This window comes from Streptomyces sp. NPDC006879 (assembly GCF_042869595.1).
In the GTDB taxonomy this organism is placed as follows: domain Bacteria; phylum Actinomycetota; class Actinomycetes; order Streptomycetales; family Streptomycetaceae; genus Streptomyces.
Genome location: NZ_JBIAGC010000014.1, coordinates 1 through 24,723, shown reverse-complemented (window position 1 = coordinate 24,723; position 24,723 = coordinate 1). Strand labels below are relative to the sequence as shown.

Annotated in this window: 23 protein-coding genes; 10 read left to right on the top strand and 13 right to left on the bottom strand. The window is 69.7% G+C overall.

All coding sequences use genetic code 11. The annotated features are described in order from the left end of the window. Positions 1–52: 52 nt before the first annotated feature. The 3 genes from ACFYMC_RS13765 to ACFYMC_RS13755 form a co-directional block, all read right to left on the bottom strand. Positions 53–1,555, bottom strand: a complete 1,503-nt coding sequence (locus tag ACFYMC_RS13765; RefSeq protein ID WP_388523525.1) for an exopolysaccharide biosynthesis polyprenyl glycosylphosphotransferase — start codon at positions 1,553–1,555, stop codon at positions 53–55. Further along, on the bottom strand, positions 1,552–2,724 hold the full coding sequence (locus ACFYMC_RS13760) for a glycosyltransferase family 4 protein (protein ID WP_388523522.1): 1,173 nt from the start codon (positions 2,722–2,724) through the stop codon (positions 1,552–1,554). Before ACFYMC_RS13760 ends, ACFYMC_RS13765 begins: the two co-directional genes overlap by 4 nt. Positions 2,725–2,789: 65 nt before the next feature. Then, positions 2,790–3,932, bottom strand: a complete 1,143-nt coding sequence (locus tag ACFYMC_RS13755) for a DUF3344 domain-containing protein (protein WP_388523519.1) — start codon at positions 3,930–3,932, stop codon at positions 2,790–2,792. A gap of 338 nt (positions 3,933–4,270) precedes the next feature. Between ACFYMC_RS13755 and ACFYMC_RS13750 the strand changes: the two genes are divergently transcribed. The 4 genes from ACFYMC_RS13750 (at position 4,271) to ACFYMC_RS13735 (ending at position 6,952) form a co-directional block, all read left to right on the top strand. After that, positions 4,271–4,681 carry a rodlin gene (locus ACFYMC_RS13750; protein WP_388523516.1) on the top strand — a complete coding sequence of 137 codons (411 nt, stop codon included), beginning with the start codon at positions 4,271–4,273 and terminating at the stop codon, positions 4,679–4,681. Positions 4,682–4,927: 246 nt separating this feature from the next. Further along, positions 4,928–5,161, top strand: coding sequence for a chaplin (locus tag ACFYMC_RS13745; RefSeq protein ID WP_388523822.1), 234 nt, complete (start codon positions 4,928–4,930; stop codon positions 5,159–5,161). Positions 5,162–5,272: 111 nt separating this feature from the next. Beyond that, a complete protein-coding gene (locus tag ACFYMC_RS13740) occupies positions 5,273–6,436 on the top strand; it encodes a chaplin (RefSeq protein ID WP_388523513.1) in 1,164 nt (387 codons plus the stop codon). Between the two features lie 180 nt (positions 6,437–6,616). Beyond that, positions 6,617–6,952, top strand: coding sequence for a hypothetical protein (locus ACFYMC_RS13735; protein WP_388523511.1), 336 nt, complete (start codon positions 6,617–6,619; stop codon positions 6,950–6,952). Between the two features lie 201 nt (positions 6,953–7,153). On the opposite strand, the gene ACFYMC_RS13730 is transcribed toward ACFYMC_RS13735, so the two are convergent. Beyond that, positions 7,154–7,393, bottom strand: coding sequence for a chaplin (locus ACFYMC_RS13730; protein WP_388523508.1), 240 nt, complete (start codon positions 7,391–7,393; stop codon positions 7,154–7,156). 119 nt (positions 7,394–7,512) lie between these two features. Beyond that, positions 7,513–8,064 carry a hypothetical protein gene (locus ACFYMC_RS13725; protein WP_388523505.1) on the bottom strand — a complete coding sequence of 184 codons (552 nt, stop codon included), beginning with the start codon at positions 8,062–8,064 and terminating at the stop codon, positions 7,513–7,515. A gap of 181 nt (positions 8,065–8,245) precedes the next feature. On the opposite strand from ACFYMC_RS13725, the gene ACFYMC_RS13720 reads away from it, so the two are divergent. Further along, the gene (locus tag ACFYMC_RS13720) at positions 8,246–8,647 is read left to right on the top strand and encodes a rodlin (protein WP_388523503.1); all 402 of its coding nucleotides are present in this window, start codon (positions 8,246–8,248) and stop codon (positions 8,645–8,647) included. Between the two features lie 132 nt (positions 8,648–8,779). Here ACFYMC_RS13720 and ACFYMC_RS13715 read toward each other — a convergent pair whose 3' ends face one another. Then, entirely contained in the window at positions 8,780–9,427 is a 648-nt protein-coding gene (locus tag ACFYMC_RS13715) for a vitamin K epoxide reductase family protein (protein WP_388523500.1), read from the bottom strand. A gap of 100 nt (positions 9,428–9,527) precedes the next feature. Between ACFYMC_RS13715 and ACFYMC_RS13710 the strand changes: the two genes are divergently transcribed. Both ACFYMC_RS13710 and ACFYMC_RS13705 read left to right on the top strand, forming a co-directional pair. Continuing rightward, complete coding sequence (locus tag ACFYMC_RS13710; RefSeq protein WP_388523497.1) at positions 9,528–10,595, top strand: P1 family peptidase; 1,068 nt, start codon at positions 9,528–9,530, stop codon at positions 10,593–10,595. A gap of 187 nt (positions 10,596–10,782) precedes the next feature. Further along, positions 10,783–11,571, top strand: a complete 789-nt coding sequence (locus ACFYMC_RS13705) for a DUF6227 family protein (RefSeq protein ID WP_388523495.1) — start codon at positions 10,783–10,785, stop codon at positions 11,569–11,571. 153 nt (positions 11,572–11,724) lie between these two features. On the opposite strand, the gene ACFYMC_RS13700 is transcribed toward ACFYMC_RS13705, so the two are convergent. Both ACFYMC_RS13700 and ACFYMC_RS13695 read right to left on the bottom strand, forming a co-directional pair. Further along, positions 11,725–12,363: a class I SAM-dependent methyltransferase gene (locus ACFYMC_RS13700; RefSeq protein WP_388523492.1), complete on the bottom strand. Its 639-nt coding sequence runs from the start codon at positions 12,361–12,363 to the stop codon at positions 11,725–11,727. 189 nt (positions 12,364–12,552) lie between these two features. Further along, complete coding sequence (locus tag ACFYMC_RS13695; protein ID WP_388523489.1) at positions 12,553–14,109, bottom strand: MFS transporter; 1,557 nt, start codon at positions 14,107–14,109, stop codon at positions 12,553–12,555. Positions 14,110–14,172: 63 nt separating this feature from the next. On the opposite strand from ACFYMC_RS13695, the gene ACFYMC_RS13690 reads away from it, so the two are divergent. Beyond that, the gene (locus tag ACFYMC_RS13690; RefSeq protein ID WP_388523486.1) at positions 14,173–15,141 is read left to right on the top strand and encodes a helix-turn-helix transcriptional regulator; all 969 of its coding nucleotides are present in this window, start codon (positions 14,173–14,175) and stop codon (positions 15,139–15,141) included. Between the two features lie 104 nt (positions 15,142–15,245). Here the strand turns inward: ACFYMC_RS13690 and ACFYMC_RS13685 are convergent, their stop codons facing one another. Next, positions 15,246–16,235: an RNA polymerase sigma factor RpoD/SigA gene (locus ACFYMC_RS13685; RefSeq protein ID WP_388523483.1), complete on the bottom strand. Its 990-nt coding sequence runs from the start codon at positions 16,233–16,235 to the stop codon at positions 15,246–15,248. A 374-nt stretch (positions 16,236–16,609) separates the two neighbouring features. Beyond that, on the bottom strand, positions 16,610–18,091 hold the full coding sequence (locus ACFYMC_RS13680; RefSeq protein WP_388523480.1) for a hypothetical protein: 1,482 nt from the start codon (positions 18,089–18,091) through the stop codon (positions 16,610–16,612). 258 nt (positions 18,092–18,349) lie between these two features. Between ACFYMC_RS13680 and ACFYMC_RS13675 the strand changes: the two genes are divergently transcribed. Further along, positions 18,350–19,057, top strand: coding sequence for a hypothetical protein (locus ACFYMC_RS13675; RefSeq protein ID WP_388523477.1), 708 nt, complete (start codon positions 18,350–18,352; stop codon positions 19,055–19,057). 234 nt (positions 19,058–19,291) lie between these two features. Here the strand turns inward: ACFYMC_RS13675 and ACFYMC_RS13670 are convergent, their stop codons facing one another. The 3 genes from ACFYMC_RS13670 to ACFYMC_RS13660 all read right to left on the bottom strand — a co-directional run bounded on the left by ACFYMC_RS13670 (position 19,292) and on the right by ACFYMC_RS13660 (position 22,693). Next, positions 19,292–20,059, bottom strand: a complete 768-nt coding sequence (locus ACFYMC_RS13670) for a dioxygenase (protein WP_388523819.1) — start codon at positions 20,057–20,059, stop codon at positions 19,292–19,294. Positions 20,060–20,281: 222 nt separating this feature from the next. Next, positions 20,282–21,814, bottom strand: coding sequence for an MFS transporter (locus ACFYMC_RS13665; RefSeq protein WP_388523474.1), 1,533 nt, complete (start codon positions 21,812–21,814; stop codon positions 20,282–20,284). A 270-nt stretch (positions 21,815–22,084) separates the two neighbouring features. Then, positions 22,085–22,693 (bottom strand): TetR/AcrR family transcriptional regulator, encoded by a 609-nt coding sequence (locus ACFYMC_RS13660; protein WP_388523816.1) that lies wholly within the window; start codon positions 22,691–22,693, stop codon positions 22,085–22,087. Between the two features lie 392 nt (positions 22,694–23,085). Here ACFYMC_RS13660 and ACFYMC_RS13655 point away from each other — a divergent pair, with 392 nt between their 5' ends. Then, positions 23,086–24,366, top strand: a complete 1,281-nt coding sequence (locus ACFYMC_RS13655) for a M6 family metalloprotease domain-containing protein (protein WP_388523471.1) — start codon at positions 23,086–23,088, stop codon at positions 24,364–24,366. Positions 24,367–24,723 lie beyond the last annotated feature (357 nt).

The window sequence follows — 24,723 nt, the reverse complement described above, 5'->3', positions numbered from 1 at the left end:
AGCCGGGCGGGTCCGTCGCTGGACGGCGCCGCGAGGAGGGCGGTGGTCACGCTCAGCTCCCTCCGAGGCGGAACCGGAAGGCGGAGGCGGCGGTGCGGGCGAGGATCCACAGGTCCTGCCAGAGCGACCAGGTGTCGATGTAGTGGTTGTCGAAGCGCGCCCTGTCCTCGATGGAGGTGTCGCCGCGCAGCCCGTTGATCTGGGCGAGTCCGGTGATGCCCACGGGCATTCGGTGGCGCGCCTCGTAGCCGGGGTGGGTGGCGCTGAACTTGGCTACGAAGAAGGGACGTTCCGGCCGCGGACCGACCAAGCTCATGTCGCCTCGCAGCACGTTCCACAGCTGCGGCAGTTCATCGAGGGAGGACTTGCGCAGGAAGCTGCCGACGCGACCCATCCGGTGGTCGTTGGAGATGTTCCAACGGGTGGCGGACTCGTGTTCGTCGGCGGGCCGCAGGGTGCGGAACTTCAACAGGGTGAAGGGGCGTCCGTCCAGACCGACCCGTTCTTGCCGGAAGATCACCCCGGGTCCGTCGGCGAAGCGGACCACCAGTGCGCAAACAGCCAGCACGGGCGCGGCGGCCAACAGGGCCAGCCCGGCCAGGGACGCGTCGATGGCTCTCTTGGCGATCCGCTCCAGAGGGCGGGTGGGGCGCGGCAGCAGCGGGCGCACGGCGAATCCCCACAGCTGGTCGGCGCTCTCGGCACGGAGCCCGGCGGTGCGGGTCGTGCCGTCAGCGTCCGCGAGCCAGAGCCGGCAGCCATGCCGGTGGAGCAGCCGGACCAGCACGGCGGTGCGTTCGTCCGATGCGGGCGGGCGGGTGAAGACGACGGAGGTGACGGAGTTCTGGATGACGGCGCGCCGGACGTCCTCGTGCGTGACGAGGACGGGCAGGTTGTTCTGTCGGCCCTCCTCCTCCGTCGTTTCAGCGGTGGCCGAGGGATCGATGATCCCGACCGGGCGCATGCCGTAGGAGGGGCGCCCGTAGAGCGCGGCGGTGATCTGCCGGGCGGCCCCGCCGCGGCCGACGACCAAGGTGGAGCGGGGCTGCCTGGCGACGGAGCGGCGGCGCATCTGGTGGATGCAGCCGCGCGACAGGCACACGAGAGTGCTCTGCAGGGCGATCGCGGCGGCGAGCACGCCGAATGAGGCGATCTGACGGGGCGACACAGCCGCGACGGCGGCTGCGGCAGCGCACCAGGCGAGCAGGGTGCGACACAGGAGCGCGGGCAGGTCGAGGAGGGCGGAGGGCGACAGGCGCGGACGGTAGAGGCCGCCTTGGGCGTGCAGCGCGATGAGGAGGGCGGCCAGCGGAGCAGCCGCTTCCCGGGGCCAGTCCAGACCGGGGAGGAAGGCGACGGTGCACAGCACGGCGGCGGCGTCCCCGGCAAGCAGCGGCAGCGCACCGTCACGGCGGCGGGCGCGTTGCGCACCGAAGGCAGGGCGGGCCAGGGCCAGCGGGGCACGGGGTGGGTGGATGGCGGCGACCGGGCGTCGAACCTTGGTTCCGGTGCCCTCCCGCCCGGGGTGTGGTGCGTGTGCGCTGTCCATCGTCATCGGCTGATGCGCTCCTGGTTCAAGGGCCTCGACCGGCCCAGCAGTTCCTGGTACAGGCCGGTGACCTCGGCGGTGGTCCGCCGCACGTCGAAGGCCGTTCGCGCGTGCTCGTGGGCGAGGCGTCCTCCGGCTTCGAGCGCGCCCGGTTCCGTCAGCAGGCCCCCGAGGGCCTTGGCCAGCGCCGTCGGGTTTTCCGGCGGCACCAGGCACTGCGCGGCCTGGCCGGGTGGCAGACTCTCCCGGGCGCCGCTGACGTCGGTCACCACGACCGGCCGTCCGCAGGCCATGGCTTCGAGGGGAGCGAGTGCCATGCCTTCCCAGCGCGACGGCAGTACAACGAGATCGGCGGCCTGAAGCCACGGTCTGATGTCCTGCGTGCTGCCGGCGAAGAGGACCCCGCTGGGCGCGGTGGCCTGGAGTTGGGCGCGGTCGGGGCCGTCACCGACCAGGACGAGTCGAGCGGTGGGTGTGACTGCGGTGACTTCCGGCCAGGCCCGCAGCAGGACGTCCTGGCCCTTCTGCCGGCAGAGCCTGCCGACGCACACCACCAAAGGGCCCTGGGGCGTGGACTGCGACAGCAGCGGTAGTACGGCCCGGGCCGCGGACCGTTCCTCGCAGCCCCCCGGACGGAAGTGGCGCAGATCGACGCCGTTGCGGATGACCGACCAGCGGGCGTGAATGCCGGCGATCTCGCCGGCACGGCGCTCGGCTTCGCTGACGCAGAGCACTCGGTTGGCCCAACGCGCGCCGTAGCGTTCCCATCTGAGGGCGAGGGTCGAGGTCGCGCCGCTGACGGCGTCGAAGGACCAGGCGTGCGGTTGGAAGACGGTGGGGATGGTGCCCCGGACGGCCAGCCGGCCGGCGAGGCCGGCCTTGGCGCTGTGCGCGTGGATGATCTCGGGCTGAACGTGGCGTACGAGCCGGCGCACGCGCCTGGTTTCCGCCGCCAGAGTCGCTCCCGGGGCTCGGCTGGCGGGCCAGGCGAGCACTTTGGCGCCGGCTCGGGCGGCGGCATGGGCGAGTTCGCCGCCCGGCGGGCAGGCGACGATGACCCGAAGGCCGCCTTCGGTCTGAGCCCGCGCAAGGTCGGTGACGACCCTGGCGACGCCGCCCTCCACGGGCTGGACGAGGTGGAAGACCGTGAGGCCGGTCTCTTTTTCTGACTGCACGTGGGGTCATCTCCGTACCTCGACGGACGGCTGTGCTCAGTGGGAGCAACACCGAGTCGAAACAATCAGCGGCGCACGTCTGCCTGTACGAAGAGCGCACCGATAAAATGCCCCCCACGTTCGGCTTCGAATCTGAACTTCAGACTATGGGCCCCATGGGTAAGTGCGTCGCTGAGATCAAAGACATCGGCGTCATATCCGAGGGTATTAATATGTTCGGGTTGTCGCTTGAATGGGGGTTGACTGAATTCTGTGATAGTAGAATTCATCACATCATTTGCGGGATTCTCGGGATCACTGAGGGGAACCCGGCCCCTCTTGTCAGCAGTGACGCTGAGTGAGTCACCGGTGGAGCCGCGGTCCCCGTCATACCCGACCACCCCCACCGTCCCCGCACCGCCGGCCGGAACGGGCTGGCCGTCCGAGGTGACCTCGACCATCGCCGGACCCTCCGGGGCGAGCCGCTCGAATCCGTCCCACACCGTGAGCCTGCGCCGCGGTGCGCTCTCGTCCTCGTAGGCGACGACCATCGTCCAGCCGCCCCAGGCACCCCGATCGGAATGGCCGCGGGCGATGTTGACCTGCGAGACCGTCCACAGTCCGGCTCCGGCCCGCCGTACCAACGCCGTGATGTCCGCGGACGCCTGATAGGCGTCGCTCGACGCGTCCACCCGGTGCCCGATCCGCGTGTCGGCGAGCACCTCCTTGTACCGACCGCCGGGCTCGGCGATCAGCACGCGGCCGTTGTCCTCGGGCGGCTTCTGCTCGCTCACCCTGAGGTTGCCGCCCCAGTACAGGCGCGCGTAACTGACCCGCGCTCCCTTGGGGAGGACCAGCTCGGCACGGGTGGAGTTGTAGGTGTTCGGATCGTCGTCGAGATCGCTGTAGAACATCTCGTAGTCGCTGTTGACCCCCGCCCCGCCCCGCCGGACGCCGGCGCAGGCCACTGCCCGGCCCGCGGCGGCGGGTAGCCGCTTGCGGCAGGTGATGCCCGCATTGGAGGCCCGGGCCAGACCCCCGTGCTGCACGGCGTGATAACGCTGCGTAAAAGCGATCCGGGGTGCTTCGTCAGTCGGGGCGGGGGCCGGAAGTGCCGGCGGCGATCCGAAGCAAGAAAGGAGTGCCACACAGGAAAGCAGGCCGACGGTACGGGCGGCCGTACGGCCGGTCAGGAATGCGGACTTCGCCGCCACCGCAGCCTTCGGCATGACCCGGTCTCCGATTTCGATCAGGGCGACAAAACAGGAGTGCACTTTGTCAGAAATCGGGCCAAGAATCACGCCGAACATGCCCGTACGGCCTTTTGGGCGAAACTACGCACCCCTATGGGGGGCGAGTCGTTATGGCAGTACGCGACACACTTCTGCCCGAATGAATTTCGGGCCGAGCGGCGAAGCGAGTGACGCGGAGAAGGTCGCGCCCTCCCTGGCGTCAGCCCTCCGCCTCAGGTGCCGCCATCCGAGTGAAGCACCGGAACCCAAACCCTCGGGGCGCAGTTGATCCGGATGCTCCTCCACCGGGCAGTCATTTCAGAAAAGGGACGACAGTGATCAAGAAGATGATGGCCGCGGCGGCAGTCACCGCCTCCGTCGTGGGTGCCGGGGCGGCCATGGCGCCGCAGGCGATGGCGACGGGCAACGACAGCGGCGTCACCACCACCAACGGCAACGGCGCCTCGCAGATCTACGGCAACTCCTCCACCTACGGGAACATGAGCCCGCAGATGGCGCTCATCCAGGGCTCGCTCAACAAGCCCTGCATCGGCCTGCCGGTCAAGGGCAACCTGCAGTCGCTGGTCGGCCTGGTCAACGTCGGCGTCCAGGACATCCCGATCCTGTCCGCCCCGCAGACCCAGCAGTGCACGGAGAACTCGACCCAGGCCAAGGGCGACGAGCCGCTGTCGCACATCCTGGACGACATCTACGCTCTCTCCTCGAACGGCGTCGCCAACAACTAGCCCTGATCTCAGGCTGGTTACCGGTGCGGCCGGTTGCCGCGCCGCCGGGGCCGCCGCGCCATCGAGTCGCGGCGGCCCTGCCGTCTCAACCTGCGATCCCTCCCCGGAAATGACATGTGCGCATTTTCCGAGATCACCATCAGGGGAACGCGGAAGGCCCTTTCGAAATAGCGGTTCCTTTCCCTGGTCCCGCTCGTTGCTATTCCCGCCACGGTGTTATCCGGGCGCTGCGGGAAAGAATGGAGAATCATGTACAAGAAGGCTGCTGCGGTTGCCGCTGGTGTCATGCTGGCCGTCGGTGGCGCGGGTACCGCCATGGCGGACGCCGGCGCTGATGCCGCGGCCATCGGCTCCCCGGGTGTGCTCTCCGGCAACGTCCTCCAGGTGCCGGTCCACATCCCGGTCAACGTCTGCGGCAACACCGTCAACGTGATCGGCCTGCTGAACCCCACCTTCGGCAACACCTGCGTCAACGCCTGACGTTCGGCACCTGGCCCGCAAGGGCGACCTCCTCGGGGTGGCCCCGGCGTGCACGGCGGTGCACGCCGGGGCCACCTTCGATTCTGGCAACAGGAAGAACAGGGAAAGACCATGCGACAGGTACTGAGCAAGGGCGTGCTGACCGCTGCGGCGGCGTCCAGCCTGCTCTCCCTCGGCAGCGGGGCCGCGCAGGCGCATACCGGAGCGAGTGCCGAAGCCGCCCATTCTCCGGGCATCCTGTCCGGCAACAGCATCTCCGCACCGATCACCTTCGCTCCCAACGTGTGCGGCAACACGGTGGACGGGGCAGCCCTCGCCAACCCGGCCATGGGCAACAACTGCGCGAACGGCGGGCAGGGACGCCACCGCGCGGACAGCGGAGGTTACGGCGAGGCGGGTCCGGTTCACCAGAGCCACGAGCATGGCGGCTACGACCGGGTTCAAGGTGCGCGACCCACCACCGCGTTCGAGCAGTTCGGGTACCAGAACTACGCCCAGCAGTACTACCCGGCACAGCAGGCCATCGAGCCCGAAGCCATGCCCGAGGTGACCGACGCCCAACTGCTGCCCGCGTACGAAGAGCCACGGCCGGAACCCGTGCGCAAGCACAAGGCGAAGCACCGCAAGCCCGACGCGGAGCAGCTGAGGGCGGCGGACGAGGACTGCGAGGAAACCGAAGCCCAGGCGCCGCCCCCAGTGCCGCAGGCCCAACCGGAACCGCAGGCCGCGCCCCACCCCCGGCCCGAACGTCCCGAGCCCCCTCACCTGCCCGAACAGAGCGACGAGGACTGCGAGGAAACCGAAGCCCAGGCGCCGCCGCCCGTACCGCAGGCCCAACCGGAACCGCGCCCGGAGATCGATTTCCCCTCCTGGCCCGAGCCCCACCCGATGGGACCCGAGGCACCCGAAGTCGAGGAACCCGCCCTGGAGCCCGTGGCCCACACGGTCCTCCCCGCGCCCGAGCCGGCTCCAGAGCCCGTGCGCCCGCCCGTGACCACGCAGGACCAGCCGCCCGCGGCCCCAGCCGGGGACCGCCCGGTCGCCATGACCTCCGGTACCACCGAAACGACCGATGCGATCAGCCCCGCGCCTTCCCCCGCGCCGGCCGCATCGACCCCGCGCCTGTCGGCGCCGCAGTCCCCCGCCCAGCAGGTCCAGCCCGAACTGGCCGCCACCGGCGCCTCCGGGCAGCCCGTCGGCGCCGCCGCAGCCGCGGCCGGGCTACTCCTGGGAGGCGCGTTGCTCTATCGCCGGAGTCGTCCCGCGGCCCGCTGACCGCCACGGCGAAGGAAACGAGCTCCAAAGGCCGGCGAATCCCACCAGGATTCCCCGGCCTTTGGCTTGCCCGGCCCAATTTCCCGCGGTGTACGAAAAGCCGGCGTTTCTGTGGCACGAACGGATCGTTACGCAGGACGGAAGCGGCGCAATCAGCGCCGTGCGAGAAAGGGATGCGAAATGAAGTACTCGAAGGTCGCAGCTGTCGTCGCCGGTACCGTCGCCGCACTGGGCTCGGCGGCCCCCGCCTTCGCCGCCGACCCGACGTCCCCGTCCCTGAGTGCGAACGGCGGGGTCACCGAGGTGGTCAACGCCCTGGCTCCGACCAGTGAGAACCTTCCGACCCACGTGGAGAACGCCGTGGCCGAACAGGGTGACACCGTGCAGGGCTTGCTCGAAACAGCTGCCGGAGTACAGAAGTTCCGCAACGAGGCACCCGCCAAGGTGCTGGAAGCTGCGGGAGGTCTCTCCCAGGTCTCCCCCATGCTTGGTGGACTGAAGGTCAACTCCCGCTGATTCCACAAGGGTTGTCCCGTCGCCCCGGTGGTTCGACCGCTTCTGCGATCCAACTGCTCGGCACGGTGCCGTACCTGGCACCTCACGCCTGCCGGGGATGACGGACCCCTCCTCGGGGGCGGCCCCATCTCGCCTTCCTGGGCACAACGCTGCGGCGCCACTGGATTTCCAGTGGCGCCGCAGTGTCGTTCAGGACGACGACTAGTCGTTGACGCAGATGTTGCCGAAGGCGGGGTTCAGCAGACCGATGACGTCGACGGTGTTGCCGCAGACGTTGACCGGGACGTGCACCGGCACCTGGCCGAGGTTGCCCGAGAGCACACCGGGGGAGTGTGCGGCAACGGCGTCGGCACCGGCGTCGGCAGCAGCGGAACCGGCAGCGGCACCCGCGGCGAGACCGGCGGTGGCCAGGACCAGGGCGGCCTTCTTGGCAGTCTTCATGGGGAATGCACCTTCTGTTCGACGTTCTGCCCCTGACCGGGGCTCACAACGAACGAAACGGATAACCCCTTGAGATGACACGGCTCGTTCACTGATTGGCCCTGTTCAGCTCAATAGTCCTACGTGGTGGCCACCGGCAGCTCCGGCAGCGCGGGGTCAACCGGCACCTCCGGCAGGTCTGGGACGCCGGGGACGCCGGGGACGTCGGGGAGTTCGGGGAGCGCGGGGTCAACCGGCACCTCCGGCAGCTCCGGCACCTCCGGCAGCGCGGGGTCAACCGGCACCTCCGGCAGCTCCGGCACCTCCGGCAGCGCGGGGTCAACCGGCACCTCCGGCAGGTCTGGGACGTCGGGGAGTTCGGGGAGCTGGATCGGCGGAAGCTCCGGGAGCGGGATGTCCAACCCGGGGATGTTGCCGAGCAGCGACTCGATGAGGCTGTCGATCGCACTCAGCAGGTCGTCGATAAGGTCCGTGGGGGCCGCGGCACCCACCGCGCGGTCCTCGACCGCCTCCGCGGCAGCCTGAGCACGCGGGAACTGCGCGGAGGCTTCCTGGACTTCTTGGCGGCCGGGCCGACCGTCGACGGCCCCGGCGACGCCGGCGGCGCCGAGCAGGAGCGCTGTGGACATGAGAGAGGGAAGGACAGCGCGGGACAGCGCTCTGCGGGACATGAAAGTTCCTTCTGGAGGGGGTAGGGATTCGGACGACTCCCTTCACCCACCGTGAGAACTCGGTCCACTGTGCGCAACTGGTCGGGCCGTTTGAGTGAAGCAGCAGAACCCAAACCACCGCCGCGCCGTTGATCAGAGCGCTCCACTAGCGGGCACTCGTGCGACAAAAGGACCAATCACAATGCTTAAGAAGATCATGGCGACCGCCGCGGTCACCGCGACCGTCCTCGGCGCCGGCGCCGCCCAGGCCCTCGCCACGGGCAACGACGGTGGCGTCACCACGTTCAACGGCAACGGCTCCACCCAGGCCTACGGCAACTCCAAGACCCACGGTGACATGAGCCCGCAGCTGGGCCTCGTCCAGGGCACCCTGAACAAGCCCTGCATCGGCGTCCCCGCCAAGGTCAACGCCCAGTCGATCCTGGCTCTGGTCAACGTCGGCGTCCAGGACATCCCGATCCTGTCCGCCCCGCAGACCCAGCAGTGCACGGAGAACTCGACCCAGGCCAAGGGCGACGAGCCGCTGTCGCACATCCTGGACAACATCTTCGTCGCCTCCGCCAACGGCGCTGCGAACAACTAGTCCCGCTCCCCCTTCCGGCCGGGCACAAAAGCCCGTGGAGCGATGGGCGTGGACCCCGGCAGCAATCCGGCTGCCGGGGTCCTTCCATGTTCTGAGTGAACTTCTTGTGCGGGAAAGAAACCCGAGTGGTGTTCAGGAGGTCCAGAAGTCCCACCAACGGGTGAGGATGAGCATCCCGATGACACCGATGTGCAGGACCGGCGGCACCCAGGGGAACTCGGCGAGGAAGCCACGCACCGCACGCGGGGCCGGCAGGACACCGGTACGGACGTTGTGTGCGGTGACGTACCAGAACAGGGTGAGGGTGGCGACCCAGGCCAAGCAGCACCACAGGCACAACGAGTGGATGCGGTAGAGCGACTGGAACTGAAGCCAGGCGCAGAACACCACACCGAGCGCCGTTCCGGCGTGCAGGGTCAGCCAGTACCACCGGCCGAAACGAGCGCCCGCCAGCAGGCTGGCACCGACGCAGATCACCATCCCGTATGCGACCAGGCCGATCATCGGGTTGGGGAACCCGAGAACCGAGGCCTGCTCGCTCTTCATGATGTTGCCGCAGGCCACCACGGGGTTGATGCTGCAGCCCGGTGTGTAGTTCGGGTCCTGCAGGAGTTTGAGCTTGTCGATCGTGATCACCCAGGAAGCGAGTAGCCCTGCTGCTCCTGTGACCACGAGCAGCCAGGCGAATCCCCTTGGGGATCCTGCCGGTTCGCTGGTCGTGTGACCGCGGGTGCGCCCCTGCTGCTGGGGGATCGCCTCACCCGCCACTTTCGTTGCCATGGCACCCATCTTCCCGCATTAGGGGCGAAACATCTCGTAATCCCACTCACTGGTACGGAAGTTGACGACACACCACGACCATCGTGATACGGAGGGACGCATGGATTTGGAACGCACGGACTCACTCACCGACGTCCCGGGTTTCCGGGTCGGCCACGCCCGGCACCCCGGCGAACTCGCCCTCACCGGGACCACGGTGGTACTGGCACCCGAAGGCGGGGCGGTAGCCGCCGTGGACGTGCGCGGCGGTGGACCCGGCACCCGGGAGACCGACGCGCTCGATCCGCGCAACCTGGTCCAGCGGATCGACGCCGTCGTCCTTACGGGGGGTAGCGCGTACGGGCTCGACAGCGCCTCAGGGGTGGTTGCCTGGCTGGAGGAACAGGGACGTGGGGTGCCGGTCGGACAGGACCCGTCGCAGGTGGTGCCGGTGGTGCCGGCCGCGGGCCTGTTCGACCTCGGGCGCGGCGGCGATTGGTGGGCTCGTCCGGACGCGGGACTGGGCCGGGCCGCGGTGGAGGCGGCGGCCCGCTCCGCGCCCGGATCTCCCGTCGTCGAGGGCTCGGTGGGGGCAGGGACCGGCGCGGTCGCCGGCGGACTCAAGGGCGGGGTCGGTTCGGCGAGCATCCGGCTGGCTTCCGGCGTGACGGTGGGCGCCTTGGCGGTGGTCAACGCGGTCGGCTCGGTGCTGGACCCGCATACCGGTGTGCTGTACGGGAGTTACTTCGGCGCCGGGCCGAAGGCCGGCCCGCCGGCCTTTCCGGAAAGCGACGTCCACGAGGGGGCGCGGCGGCGACTGGAGGAGGCGCACAGGGTGACCTCGCAGCGCGTGGCCGGTTCGGTGCGCCCACCGCTCAACACCAGCCTCGGCGTGGTTGCGACCGATGCGCGGCTGTCGAAATCGCAGGCGCAGAAGCTCGCCGGCACGGCGCACGACGGCCTCGCGCGCGCCGTGCGTCCCGTGCACCTGCTCAACGACGGGGATACCGTGTTCGCCCTCTGTACGGACACCTACGAGGTGGCTGACCTGGCCCTGTTCAACGAAGTGCTGGCGGCCGGGGCGGACATGGTGACCCGCGCCGTGGTCAAGGCAGTCCGAGCAGCCGAGGGCGTTGACGGACCCGGCGGCCTGTTTCCGGCATACCGCGACCTGTACGGGGCACTGTGAGCAGGCGCACGACGACGCCCGGGGCGGGGTGATTCGCCCTGGTCATGCGCGGCCAGGAGCCAGCGAGCCGACCGGGAACCGGGGGTGGGGGTCCGGACGTTTTTCCGAAGCCCGGACACGGCGTCAGAGCCAGGGGCTACGTTGAGCATCCGAAGAGTGACGTGTAGCGACGGCCTGGAGAACCAAGGTGAGCGATCCGTACGAGACAGCCGAGGCGCACCTCCAGCGACTCCTGGGTCGCGCCCTCAACTCCTATGACCTGCCTGATGGCTTGGTGGACAGCCTCGCCGAGGCCTTCGCCCACAGCTCATCGCTGCACGCTTCCTGCCGTAGCTCGTTGACCGGGTTGCGGTGCGACACGTATCGGCACGGCTACCTGCTGGGCGATGGCAGCCCCGTGGTGCTGTGGGAGTTGGTGCACCGCGCCGACGAGTCGCAGGCCCCCCGGCACGAGTTGTTCGCGACCAAGGCCGAGGCCGCTCTGGCCGCGGACCGAATAGTCGCCGACTGGGCAGTGGACGAGCGGTTCGACTCGGCCGTGGACCTGGCCTTCTCCCCAGAGAGCGGGGACCCACAACTAGGCTTATTGGGAAGCATGTTGTGTGCCGCCTCTGGTCCGGTGGAGTCCACCCGTCCCTACGCCGTGGACCAGTCCGCTGACCACGCCCGCAGGCTACTACGCCGGGCGGAGAACCTGGACCGACCGGGCGAGGAGATGGCGCAGCGGCTGCGCGGAGCTTGTGCCCACCAGATCACCCAGGCTTTCGGGCAGTGCCGGTCGGCCAGTGGTCGGGGCGCCGGATTCACCCTGTACGAGCACGCATTCGTGCTGCTCGACGGCAGCGAGTGCAGCCTCTGGGAGGTAGAGCACACCGCCACCCCCGATGGTCGCCACATGTGCGAGGTCTACCTGACGGAGGAGACCGCCCGCAGCGCCATGGAACTACGCGCCCGGGTCAGCGACGCGCTGGGGTGAGGTCGCCCGCGCGCGTCACCACGCCACCGACAGCCCGAGAGTGCTGGAGGCGACGGCTGATGGGTGCGGGAGGGCGCCGCAGGACTCGCGCCCTCCGTCTCCCGGCCCGCCGTCGCCGATGCTCGCTGGCCTGCCGAGGAGCAATCGTGGCCCTCAGTCCTGCCGGGGAGCCCTGCCCACCAGGACGAACTCGTTGTACGGGAAGACCTTGCCCACGGGTCGGGGGAAGGGGAAGGAGTAGCTGCGCCTCACCTCGATGCCGGCCCGACAGGCGTGGTCACGCAGTTCCTCGAAACCCACCCAGCGGATGTGGGTCGCATCGGTGCGGTAACCCACCTCCTGCGGAGTGATCAGCACCACCGGGCCGCCCTTCCTGACCAGCGGCAGGTACTGCTCCAACAGGGAGGAGGCCGTCTCCTCGTCGACGTGCTCCAGCACGTGGGCACACAGCAGGCTGTCGAAGGACCCGGGGCCGCAGTCGGGCGCGGCGGCCAGTTCCTCGGGGGTGTAGGCGATCAGACCCCGATCCCGGCAGGTCTGCACGGAATGCGGGTTGTGATCGACGCCGACGCTGCCCGGCTCGCAGTTGAGGAGGTTGCGCCCGAGCCCGCAGCCGATGTCGAGGACTCTGCCCAGCCGCAGCCTGCGCAGGTTCCACCGGTAGGGCGCCTGGGTGGGCAGCAGGCGCTTGATCCCGGACGTCTCCAGGTGGACGAGGCGCCGGGTGTAGTCCGAGGACGCCGTGCTCGGCGTGGGGGTGGTCGCGCTGTCGGCTGCGGAGGGATCAGACATCTTCGGCCGCTTTCTCGGTGGAGGGCGGTGTTGAACGCTTTCAACGGTGGCGCGCAGCCTACGTCTGCAAACCCCTCGGCTGCACCCCCTTCCACGGCATTCCCGTTGGTTGCCCGCTTCCTGGCCCCTGCCACACGCCTGGGCCCCGCCCCCATAGCGGGGCGACAGGGCCGGCGAGTTGTGCACGGCTCAGGCAGCCGGGACGGCCTCCTTCGCGCTCGTGGTCGAGGTGGGTTCCACGTCGAGGGCAGCCGCTTCAGCATGGGCCCGCTGTCGGGCCGGCAGCGCGAACATGATCAGGAAGATCGCGCCCACGACTGCGGTGACCCACCAGAGCGCGTTCTGGAAACCGTCGACGAAGGCCGGACCGAGGGTCTCTGGGCGGAGCGACTCCTCGTCGATGACGCCGAAGAAGACGACCGAGACCAGGCCGAGGCCGAGGGCGTTGCCCATCTGCTGGGTGGTGTTGATCAGGCCCGATGCGGAGCCGGAATGCTCCCGCGGCACATCGGCGAGTACGGCGTCGGTGAGCGGGGCGACGATCAGCCCCATCCCCAGTCCCATGACGACGAGTGGGGCAGCCATCTGCCAGGAGGTGATCGCCATGCCGTACCGACCGGCTTCCCAGATGTAGAGCAGCAGTCCGGACGCGAAGACCAGGGCGCCAGCCTGGAGGACCTTGCGCCCGAAACGCGGGACCAGCTTTTGAACCGACACGCCCGCTGCGACGGAAACCGCGATGGAGAAAGGAATGCCCGTGGTTCCGGCCCGAAGGGCGCTCCAGCCGAGCCCGATCTGCATGTACAGCGTCCAGACCAGGAAGAAGATCCCGCAGGCGATGCCGAAGGTCAACTGTACGGTGACGCCCGCAGCGAAGCTCTTGACCCGGAAGAGCGAGAGCTCCACGAGCGGTGAGCCGTCCTTACGGGTCTTGTGCTTCTCGTACGCGACGAAGGCGGCGAAGACCAGCGGGCTGGCGGCCATGCACAGAAATCCCCACAGCGGCCAGTCGAGCTCCCGCCCGCGGGTCAGCGGGTAGATCAGGAGCAGCAGACCACAGGTGGCGAGTACGACGCCGACCAGGTCGAGGCGCAACGCCTTGGGGGCTTTGGACTCCTGGATGAAGCGGCGGCCGAGCAGGATGCCGGCGATGCCCACGGGCAGGTTGATGAGGAAGATCGGGCGCCATTCCAGGCCGAAGAGGTTCCACTGGGTGAGCAGCGCACCGAGCAGGGGCCCGGACACGGCTCCGAGCCCGACCACCGCGCCGAACATGCCGAAGACCTTGCCGCGCTCCTCGGCCGGGAAGGTGGCGTGGATGATGGCCAGCACCTGGGGGACCATCATGGCCGCCATGGCGCCCTGGAGGAGTCGGGAGGCGACGAGCATGTCGGGGTTGGCGGCGAAGCCGCAGAGCGCCGAGGCGAGGGTGAAGCCGGAGATGCCGATCAGGAAGAGCCGCTTGCGCCCGTAGATGTCTCCGAGCCTGCCTCCTGTGATCAGGCCGGCGGCGAAGGCGAGTGCGTATCCGGCAGTGATCCATTGGATCGCGGAGAACGAGGCGCCGAGGTCGCGCTCCATGCTGGGTATCGCGATGTTGACGATGGTGACGTCCACGAGGTCCATGAAGGCGGCGGTCATGACGATCGCCAGGGCCAACCAGCGGCGTCGGTCGGGTGCGGTGGCCACTGCCTCTGCATCGGGGGCGGGCGGCGCGGCTTGGGACTTTGGCGTCTCGGTGCTCATGAAGGAGACGGTAGAAGGTATGTAGGACAGAATGCGTCCTACATACCGGCGAGGCTGGATCCCATGACGGACACTCCTGCACGACTACTGACACTGCTGTCCCTGCTCCAGACCCCACGGGAGTGGCCCGGTACCGAACTCGCCGAGCGGCTCGGGGTCAGTTCGCGCACGATCCGCCGGGACATCGACCGGTTGAGGGAGCTCGGGTATCCCGTCGAGGCTTCCATGGGAGCGGTCGGCGGATACCGGCTGGTCGCCGGTACGGCACTACCACCGCTGGTCCTGGACGACGAGGAGGCCGTGGCGATCGCGGTGGGTCTGCGGGCCGGCGCGAGCCACGCGATCGAGGGTGTGGAGGAGGCCTCCGTACGGGCTCTCGCCAAGTTGGAACAGGTACTTCCGGCTCGGCTGCGGCGCCGGGTCAGCACCTTGCAGACGGCGACCCTGCCGCTGACCCGCGGGGACGGGGCGAGCATCGACCCGCAGGCGCTGACCACCACGGCTGCGGCGGCCACCGGACACGAGCGGCTCCGGTTCGCCTACCGGGCGGGCGACGGGACCGAGAGCAAGCGGTTGACCGAGCCATATCGTCTGGTGAGCACCGGTTGGCGGTGGTACCTCGTCGCCTACGACCTCGACCGGGCCGACTGGCGGACCTTCCGAATGGACCGGGTGAGCGAGCCCTTGGCCACGGGGGCCCGCTTCACCCCGCGTGAACTGCCGCTGGGCGATGCCGCGGCGTTCGTGGCCCGCTCGATCCACCCACGGCAACAGGCCTACCAGGTCGAGGTGGAGTTCGAGGCGCCCGCCGAGGTGGTGGCAGCCGGCTCCCCCGGCTGGCTGGACGTGCTGGTGGAGCCGGCCGGGCAGGGCCGGTGCCGGGCACGCTTCGAGTCCTCGGGGTCCATGGACTGGCTCTGCGCCCGGTTGGCGCTGATGGGGCACCCGTTCACCGTCCGGGAACCACTGGAGCTGGCCCGGTGCGCGGCGCAGCTGGGCGCCCGACTCAGCGGCGCGGGCGCCCGGACCTGACCGGGGCCGCCGGCAGGGAGGCGGGGAGAGCCCCCGACGCCAGGGGGGGGGTGAGGCGCCGGGGGCGGTAGGTGAGGTGCACGCGGGACGCGTGCTACCAGAGGTCAGGCCACCGCGTCGAAGCCGGTGTCGTGCGCCATCCGCTTGAGCTCCAACAAGGCGTGCTTCTCGATCTGCCGGATGCGTTCCCGGGTCAGTCCGTGCTGCTTGCCGACCTCGGTCAGCGTACGCTCCCGGCCGTCGTCGATGCCGTACCGCATCTTGATGATGGATGCCGTGCGCTGGTCCAGCTTGGCTATCAGGTCTTCGAGCTCTTCGCTGCGCAGCAGTGAGATGACGGACTGCTCGGGAGAGACCGCCGAGGTGTCTTCCAGCAGGTCGCCGAACTGGGTCTCGCCCTCGTCGTCCACCGACATGTTCAGGCTGACCGGGTCTCGGGCCCAGTCGAGCACGTCGCCCACGCGCTGCGGTGTGGTGTCGAGCTCTGCGGCGATGTCGGTGTGCTCGGGATCCCGGCCGTGCTCCCGGTTGAACTCGCGCTGGACCCGACGGATCCGGCCGAGCTCCTCGACCAGGTGAACGGGGAGTCGGATGGTGCGGGACTGGTCGGCTATCGAGCGGGTGATGGCCTGTCGGATCCACCACGTCGCATAGGTGGAGAACTTGAAACCCTTGGCGTAGTCGAACTTCTCAACAGCCCGCACCAAGCCCGCGTTGCCCTCCTGGATCAGGTCGAGCAACGGAAGGCCACTGCGCGGATAGCGCCGGGCCACGGCGACCACCAGGCGGAGGTTGGACCGGATGAAGACGTCCTTGGCGCTCTCCCCCTCGGCCACTAGGCGCTCCAGTTCGGCGGTGGTGGCCGAGCTCCCCAGCTGCTCCTTGTCCACCGCCCCCTCCAGGATCTGCCGGGCGTACACACCGGCTTCGATGATCTGGGAGAGTTCCACTTCCTTCGCGGCGTCCAGCAGCGGAGTGCGCGCGATCTCGTCCAGGTACATGCCGACCAAGTCGCGGTCGGCGATCTCCCCGCTGACGGCGCGAACGGTGCTAGCCGTGTCGGACTTACGACGGGCGACGGCGCGGGTTGCCATGCGTGCTCCCTTGCGATGAGTTCGGTCGCGGTGTGGCGTTTGTGCTGTCTGCTAGTGGCTGCCGACACTCTCCCGAGCATCGCCATCCGAAGGAAACAACGACTGGAATCGGGACAGAATTCCCGCGCCGGTCCTCCATTTTTGCGATCTTGCAGTATCCTTCGCGACTTTCCCGCCCGGAGACGGTCCGGTCCCACGAAGGCGCAGGTCAGGAGTGGGTCACTGATGTGGCTCCCGGGTCACCGGAGGCCCGGAGCCCCTGCCGCGGCCCGCTCCCGTACCCAAAGACGGCTCACGCGCGCGGCGGGTTGCCCGTGCCAACGGCGAGATTTCGACAGACGGGACCCTTCCAGCCACCTCGCCCGCCCGCGGGCTCAACGAGCGATGAGGAGCCGGCGGCCGTTGCGCGTGGTCGCGGTGACGTCGAGGGATCCTGCCAGGCGCGGCGCGGCCAGTACGAGGTGCCGTCCGGTCAGCCGGGTCGCGGGGTCGGCCGGGTCGATCGGGACGACGAGGTAGCGCTTGGAGTCAACGGTGTCCTCGAAGGCCGGTCGCCCAGTGAACTCCACCGCGCCGGAGGACGTTTCGTACGCGGCCTGGACACCGCCGTAGATCTGGCGCGGCGAGCCCTCGGGGCCGATGTGCTGACCGCCGGCCAGGAAGGGCCCGCGCAGGGCCGTGGACGGGACCAGCAGGAGCGTCGTGGTGCGGTCGCGGTAGGCCTTGAGCATCGGGTCGACCGTACGGGCCAGGACTGTCCGCTCGGCCGCGGTCTCCTCGGCGACCCGCCGGGCGAGCTCGGTGTCCTCGCGCTGACCGGCCGGTTCAATCTCGTCCAGCAGCAGTTCCGCCGGCGTGGTGCCGCTCTCGACCAGCTGTTCCTGCCAGCCCTCGACCTCCTCGCCGGCGCCTTCCTGCTCGGCCATGATCAGACAGGCCAGGCCACCGATCTCACGGCTCTCCGCGTCAGGATCAGCCGGTCCGGTCCGGTGGGCGAAGGCGTCGTAGGCAAGCTGCTTCTTGTAGGTGCGCGGGTTCCCGCTGTGCGGCATGAGCAGGGCGGAAGCGGTCTGCACATAGCCACCGACTCCCTCCAGGAGGTCGAGGTGCCGGGCCGCGGCGTACTCCTCGGGTGAGCCGTCCGCCCAGCGGCCCTGCCAGTAGGCCGCGGCGGCGAGGTGGTGGGGCCGCCGCTCGGGCTCCAACCAGGCCAGGCGCAGCGCGTTGATGAGCGATGCCCGGTACAACCGCGGGGCGGCCGAGGGCGGGAGGGGGGCTCCGTGGCCGAGATGCTCCTCGGCCGTGTCGCTCAGGGCGGGCCAGGCCCGGTCGGTCCCCGGGCGCTGGTCGTACAGCCGGAAACTCTCGCGGGTGGCGGCGGTGGCGATCAGCCGGGAAGTGGCCGCCCGTGCCCCGGGCACCCTCATCGCCTCGGCTGCGATGACGGGGTCCGGCCCGGCCATCACCACGGCTGCGCGTCCCCGCCAGGTGGCCTTGGCGTATCCGCTCGGTGGCACTTCGATCCGGGCCCGGGCGAGGTCGGCGGCAGTGGCCCGGGTCACCCCGGCAACATCGATGACCTCCGCGCCCTCGCCGGGCGCACCGGCCAGGATCAGCACCCGCCGTCCGTGGTCACTACCGGTCCACACCTCGGTCATCTTCGGCCAGGCAGCCGCGATGTCCCGCTGCACCTCGGCCGCCAGGGCGGCCCGCACGGCGGCCGGCCCGAGCTGGGGGCCTGCGCTGCCGCCCGGCGAACCGGAACCACCGCACCCGGCCAGCACGGCGGCGACCAGTGCCAGGGTGGCAATCGCGGTGAGGGGCGTGCGGGTCCTGCGGGTGCGAGTTCGGAACATGCCCGGCACTCTCGCCGGGGCCGGGGACGGGCGCAATGCGGCACACCCGGATGACACTCGGATGCCTGTTCCTTCCCCGATGGCCGGGCGGCTCGAACGCCCAGCGGGACTGCGTCGTCCGGGTGGTTGAACTGCTGCGCGGAGGTGATGCACGCCCCGGCCGCGGCCCGGCGTCCCACTTCCTGCGGTGGGTCAGGAGTAAAGCTCCCTGACGCACCACGACGCATTGAGATCAGCCGACCATAGGGAGACCCACTTATGCGTCCTGACCACAAACCAACGCCCCTGCCGGGGCCGCAGCGGGGCAGGTGGCTCGCGGCGAGCACCGTCGCGTCCATGGCCCTGCTCTGCACCGGACTGGCAGGCCCCGCACTGGCAGCCCCCCAGCTCGGGTCCACCAGCGCCAGCGTGGGGGACACCGGCGGCGGGGACAACCCGTGCAGCGTGCAGCCGGCGAAGCCGAAGACGGCGGGCAGCCAGGGGGGAGACACCAAGTGCGTCCAAGGTCCCCCCGGACCTCCCGGACCCCCCGGACCCCCCGGACCGCAGGGGCCTCAAGGGCCGCAAGGTCCCCGCGGCCCCCAGGGTCCCCCCGGACCGTGCTCCGATGTCGACGCCTACAAGCCCAGCAACGCCGAAGAGGTCAAGGCCGTGCTCACCGGCGACCGCGCCTACGCCGGCATCCGGAACCTCCAGCCGGATCCCAGCGATTTCCTCTGGTACGACCTCACGGACGGCAGCGACCCGCAGTACGGCTTCCCGGACGGGGCGTGCGCCATCTCCATCGCCTCCCAGACGAGTTCGGCCGACGGCGTCTCCATCGAGGTCCTCACCACGGACGGCGCCGTCTACGAGACCACCTGTGAGATCGACAACGACATGGGAACCCGCATCCTGACGTGCGACGAGAACTGGATGGAACTCACTCCCGGCCATCCCGCGCCGGGCGACAACGGCAATTCGTGACGCGGCGCGTGCCCCGCGACCTCGGCGGCACGGGACGGAGCTGAGTCGGCGGTCCGGCTCGGACCCGGCCGGCCAACGGAAGACCGGCCCCCGCCACCTTTCGAACACGATCGGCGCGCAGCCGCGTCACACCCAGTGACGCGCGCCCCCGCACCCGGTCCGAGCCAGCACGATGCGCCCCGCGGGCGGTCTCCGCACGTTCACGGAGGCCGCCCGCACCTCACCGGGAGCCGGTCAGCCGAACTGTACGGAGCGCTTGGCCAGGCCCATCCAGAAGCCGTCGATCACTTGCCGGTTCGCCGCCAGGTCACCCGCGGCGTGCGCGGCGCCCAAGGTCACGAACAGCGGTGCGAAGTGTTCGGTGCGGGGGTGGGCGAGCCGTCCCGACGGCGCCTCGTGCAGGAAGTCCAGCAGGGCGTCGACGTCCTGTGCGGCCAGCGCCTCGCTGCCCCACGCGTCGAACTCGGCGGACCAGCCTGGCACGGAGCCGGCGGGGCCCCGCAGCGCGGCCAGGTTGTGGGTGAAGAAGCCGCTGCCAATGATCAGCACCCCCTCCTCGCGCAGCGGGGCGAGCCGGCGCCCCATCTCCATCAGTTCCCGGGGGTCCAGGGTGGGCATGGAGATCTGCAGCACGGGGATGTCCGCCTTCGGGAACATCTCGACCAGGGGCACATAGGCGCCGTGGTCGAGCCCCCGATCGGGCACGTCCTGCACCGGTCTCCCCGGTCCCCGGAGCAAGGCCCGCACGTCCGCGGCGAGTTCGGGGGCACCCGGAGCCGCGTAGCGGACCTCGTAGTAGCGCTCGGGGAAGCCCCAGAAGTCGTGGACCAGCGGGAGGGTCTCGACGGAGCCGAGTGCGAGCGGGGCCTCCTCCCAGTGGGCGGAGACGACCAGAATGGCGCGCGGACGGGGCAGCTCCGCCGCCCATGCGGCGAGTTGCCCGGGCCAGAGGGGGTCATCGGCGAGGGGCGGCGCGCCGTGGCTGAGGTAGAGGGCGGGCATCCGGGCCGGTACGGGTACGGCGGGCGCTTCCTGCGGGGTGCTCATGGGGTTCCTCCGGCGGGGTATGGCCAAGGCCTGTTCCGTAGGGTCAACAGCATTTAGTTGAATGCTCAACCATACCTCTTTTCTTGCACCTCCGAAATCCCCCCACCAACGCGTCCGCCCCCGTTCCAGCCAGGAACGGGGGCGGACCTCACGAAGGGGAAACCTCCACGGGTGGCGTCAGTGGACCGCCACCGGGATCGGGAGCGCGTCCTCGCCGTCCTCGCTGGAGGCCGCCACGGCGCCGGCACCAGGCTTTCCGGTGTTGATCAGCGCCAGGGCGATCGCCGCGGAGGTCACCAAGATGCCCACTGCCCACCAGATGGCGGAGGAGTAGCCGTGCACCATCGCCCGCGCCTGGAGCAGTTGCGCCGCAGCGCCTCCCCCGGCGCCGTCAGCAGCGTGCGAGACCAGGTAGGAGGTGGTGGCGGAGGCCGCGATGGTGTTCAACAGCGCCGTACCGATGGCACCGCCCACCTGCTGCGAGGTGTTGACCATCGCCGAGGCGACACCCGCGTCGGCCGGGTCTACCCCGTACGTCGACAGCGACATCGCCGGCATGAACGCGGTACCCATACCCAGACCCAGCAGCAGCTGTGCGGGCAGGATCAACCCCGCGTACGAGGAGCCGACCTCCAGCTGGGTCAGCATCAGCATGCCGGTGGCGGCCACCAGGAAGCCCGGGCCCATCAGCAGCCGCGGCGGAACCCGCGTCATCAGACGGGCACCGATCTGGGTGGATCCGGTGATCATGCCCGCGATCATCGGCAGGAAGGCGAAGCCGGTCTTCACCGGCGAATAGCCCTTCACGACCTGGAGGTAGTACGTCAGGAAGAGGAACAGGCCGAACATCGCGATGACGGCGAGACCCAGCGACAGGTACACGCCACCACGGTTGCGTTCGGTCAGAACGCGCAGCGGGAGCAGGGGGGAACGGACCTTGGACTCCGTGAAGACGAACGCCCCCAGCAGCACCGCCGCCCCGACGAACAGGCCGATGGTCGTCGCATCGCTCCAACCCTCGGACTCGGCGCGGGTGAAGCCGTAGACCAGGGACACCAGCCCCAAGGTGGACAGGAGCACACCCGGGATGTCGAGCGGAGCGCGGTTACGGGTACCCGAGGGCTCCCGGATGACCAGATAGGCACCGACCGCGGCGACGACCGCGAACGGAATGTTGACGAAGAACGTCCAGCGCCAGTTCAGGTACTCGGTCAGGAAGCCGCCGAGGATCAGGCCGACAGCGCCGCCACCACCCGCGATGGCACCGTAAATACCGAAGGCCTTCGCACGCTCCTTGGCGTCGGTGAACATCACCGCGAGCAGGGAGAGCGCGGCGGGCGCCAGGAGCGCCCCGAAGGCGCCCTGCAGGGCGCGGGCGCCGAGCATCGTGGCTTGCCCGGTGGCGGCGCCGCCGAGCGCCGAAGCAGCGGCGAAGCCGGCCAGCCCGACCACGAAGGCCCGCTTGCGACCCCACAGGTCGGCGATGCGCCCGCCGAAGAGCAGCAGACCACCAAAGGCCAGGGCGTAGGCGGTGATGACCCACTGCCGGTTGCCGTCGGAGATGCCCAGGTCCTGCTGGGCGGAGGGCAGGGCGATGTTCACGATGGTGGCGTCGAGCACGACCATCAACTGGGCAAGGGCGATGAAGACCAGCGCTTTCCAGCGACTTGGATCAGGGGCCGGCGCAAGCGACTCGGCGGTCTTGGACACGGATGTACCCACTTCGTGAGGAGTGACATGAAATTTCGGGCTGCTCGACAAGCGCCGGGATGGGACCGGCCCACCCACCTGGAGGCCTCAAGGGATGCGGGCGGCGGGCGGGTTGAGCACTTGTGGAGTCGTACGGTCAAGGGGGGTGCGCCTTCGGATGGACGGCGCGGGCGAGGGGCGGGTGCCGGAAGTTTCACCGGCGCCCGGCGCGCACCCGCACCGGGCGCAGCCCCCGAACGAGCTTGCTGTCGGCCGGTGTTGGCGGTCAGTTCATGGGCGGCGTTCCACCGATGCTCCCCGCAGCGCCCCCAACGTCACTGCGGCACCCGGTAGTTCGGACCGGGCGGGAGCCTGTAGCCCATCGAGGAACAGCTGGAGGTGACGGTGAACGAAACGATCCGCGTCCGGGCAGGCGCCCCCCGGCAGCGGGCGGCTGAGCTGGGTCAACGCGAGCATCAGGTCACCGGACTCCACATCCGGCCGTAGACCGCCCTCCGCCCGCGCTCGCGCGACCAGGCCCTCCACCGCCCCACCGAGCTGGTCGAGGGCGTCGAGGAGTTCGGGGTGCTCGCCGTCGAAGCCCGCACTGAGGATGGGACACAGGGCGCCGATCCGCTCGTCCGCGGCGGCGTGCACGAAGCGCCGCAGGGCGGCGAAGGCATCCGGTTCAGCATCCAGCGCCGACTCCACCTCGCCCATGACGCGGCCCATGACGTACAGGACCACGTGGTGGACGAGAGCGGCACGGTCGGGAAAGTGCCGGTAGACAGTGGCGTTGCCGACACCGGCCCGCCGGGCCACCTCATCGATGGCCACTTCGGCGCCGTGTTCGACGAAAGCCTCGCGGGCCGCCGCGAGAATGCGCTCCCGATTGCGCAACGCGTCCTTACGGGGGCGCGTGGTGCGCTCGCAGCCGGCGTACGCCTGCGAAGTGGCATCGCCATGTGACTGGCACGCGCCGCGACCACCCGCTGCGCGCAGGGCGTCTCCCTCGACGGTGGCGGTGTCCACGACGATCTCCTCAGTGCTGGCTGACTGTGCTGCCTCCACTCAAGCGGGGATCGAGTCCCCACTTAGTGACGCTTGAGTAAACGGGGAGGCGCTCCCCGGTTATTTCATGAGCTCATGTGACCTGTCTCACAGGAAGCTCATCCCCCGCCCCGATCGGCCGCGCTCGACGGGCGCACGGCCCACACCCGACACAGGCTGACCAGGACGGAGCGCAGATCGGGATCGGCCGGCTGCCTCAGGCCCGAAGGTGAGGCGATGGCATGCCGCGGACCCGCCGCCGGATACGCCCACCGGGTCGAGCCCGCGCCTACGTCGGCCTGACCATCCTCGCCCTCGGCCTCACCGCCACCGCGAGCACCGGAACCTCCCCCCACACCAACGGCGGAGCGGGGCCCAAAGCGGCCACCACGAACGAGTCCACCCTCTCCCCCTGCCAGATCACCGGAACCCTCGGCGTCCAGATGTCCGAGGGCCTACCGACGCCGCCGGGCTACTCCCGCTCCACCGGCGAGGTCCGCGCACTGAACCTGATGATCGACTTCCCGGACGCCGAAGGCGAAGGCACCGCCCTCGACCGACTCGCGGAGTTCTTCCCCCAGACCGCGGACTGGTTCCGCACCAGCTCCTACGGGCGACTGGTCTACCGGCCCGAAGCTCCGATACGCGACTGGCTGCGCATGCCCATGCCCTTCGCCCAGTACGGCATCGGTCGCGGCTCCCCCTACGAACCCGGCTACCGCCGGCTCGTCGAGCACATCGTCACGGCCGCCGACAGCGAGGTGGACTTCAGCCAGTACGACCTGGTGAACATCCTCATCACGCCGAACGCCGGCCCGTCCGCGCTCGACACCGTGCTCTCCGTGACCTTCTCCGGCAACGCCGAAGCGCCGGTCGCCGACGGGGTCCCGCTCTCCAACACGTCGTTCGTGTACAGCCGCCAGGACGACGGTTCCGGCTCCTACCAGGAGACCGGCTACCGCGTCCTCCCCCACGAGAACGGACACGTCTTCGGACTCCCCGACCTGTACACCTCCGAGGGGGGAGCAGCCGTCGGCCACTGGGACGTCATGTCCGAGGACTGGGGGGCCAACAACGACCTCCTCGGCTGGCACAAGTGGAAACTCGGCTGGCTCGACAACAGCCAGATCAGCTGCGCCGCGACCCGCGGCACCAGCGAACACGTCCTGTCCCCCCTCGCCGTCGCCGGCGGCACCAAACTGGCCTTCGCTCCGATCTCCGAAAGCGCGGGGTTCGCCGTCGAGGTGCGTACCCCGGCGGGCAACGACGAGGCCGTCTGCAGGCCGGGCGTGCTGATCTACAAGGTCGACTCCGACATCGACACCGGCCAGGGCCCGATCACCGTCTCCGACAGCCAGGCCGCGAGCGGAGGCTGCACCCGCCGCCCCAACGTGCACGCCGAGCTCTCCGACGCGCCCTTCATAGCGGGCGAGACCTTCCGGGACGAGGACTCCGGCATCGGCGTGACCGTCGTGGCAGAGTTGGACGACGGCAGCTACCAGGTCCGCATCACCAGGCCATGAGCCCCGTCCCCGGTAGCTGGTGGCCGGTGGGCGCCAAACCCACGAGGGCGCCTCACTCGTGGTGCACCACCCGACACGACACGTCGCGGCCTGCGTCGCGCACCAGCCGGCTGGAGTCGCGCACCAAGAAATGTGCCCGACAGTTCATGCGGGACAGCTCATAAGATGAATTGACAGGAAGGATCTTCGATCGCGTCGGGAGCCCGGTTTGCCAGACGTCAAAGGTCGCTGGCCGCTGGTCGGTCGCGAACACGAACTAGGGCTACTCCGGCTGTGATGATGGTCGTGTCGCTCCGGCCGCGCCTGACTCGTACTCTGGCTGGCTGCTTGTGCCTTGTGTTTGATCTGTCGGCCCGG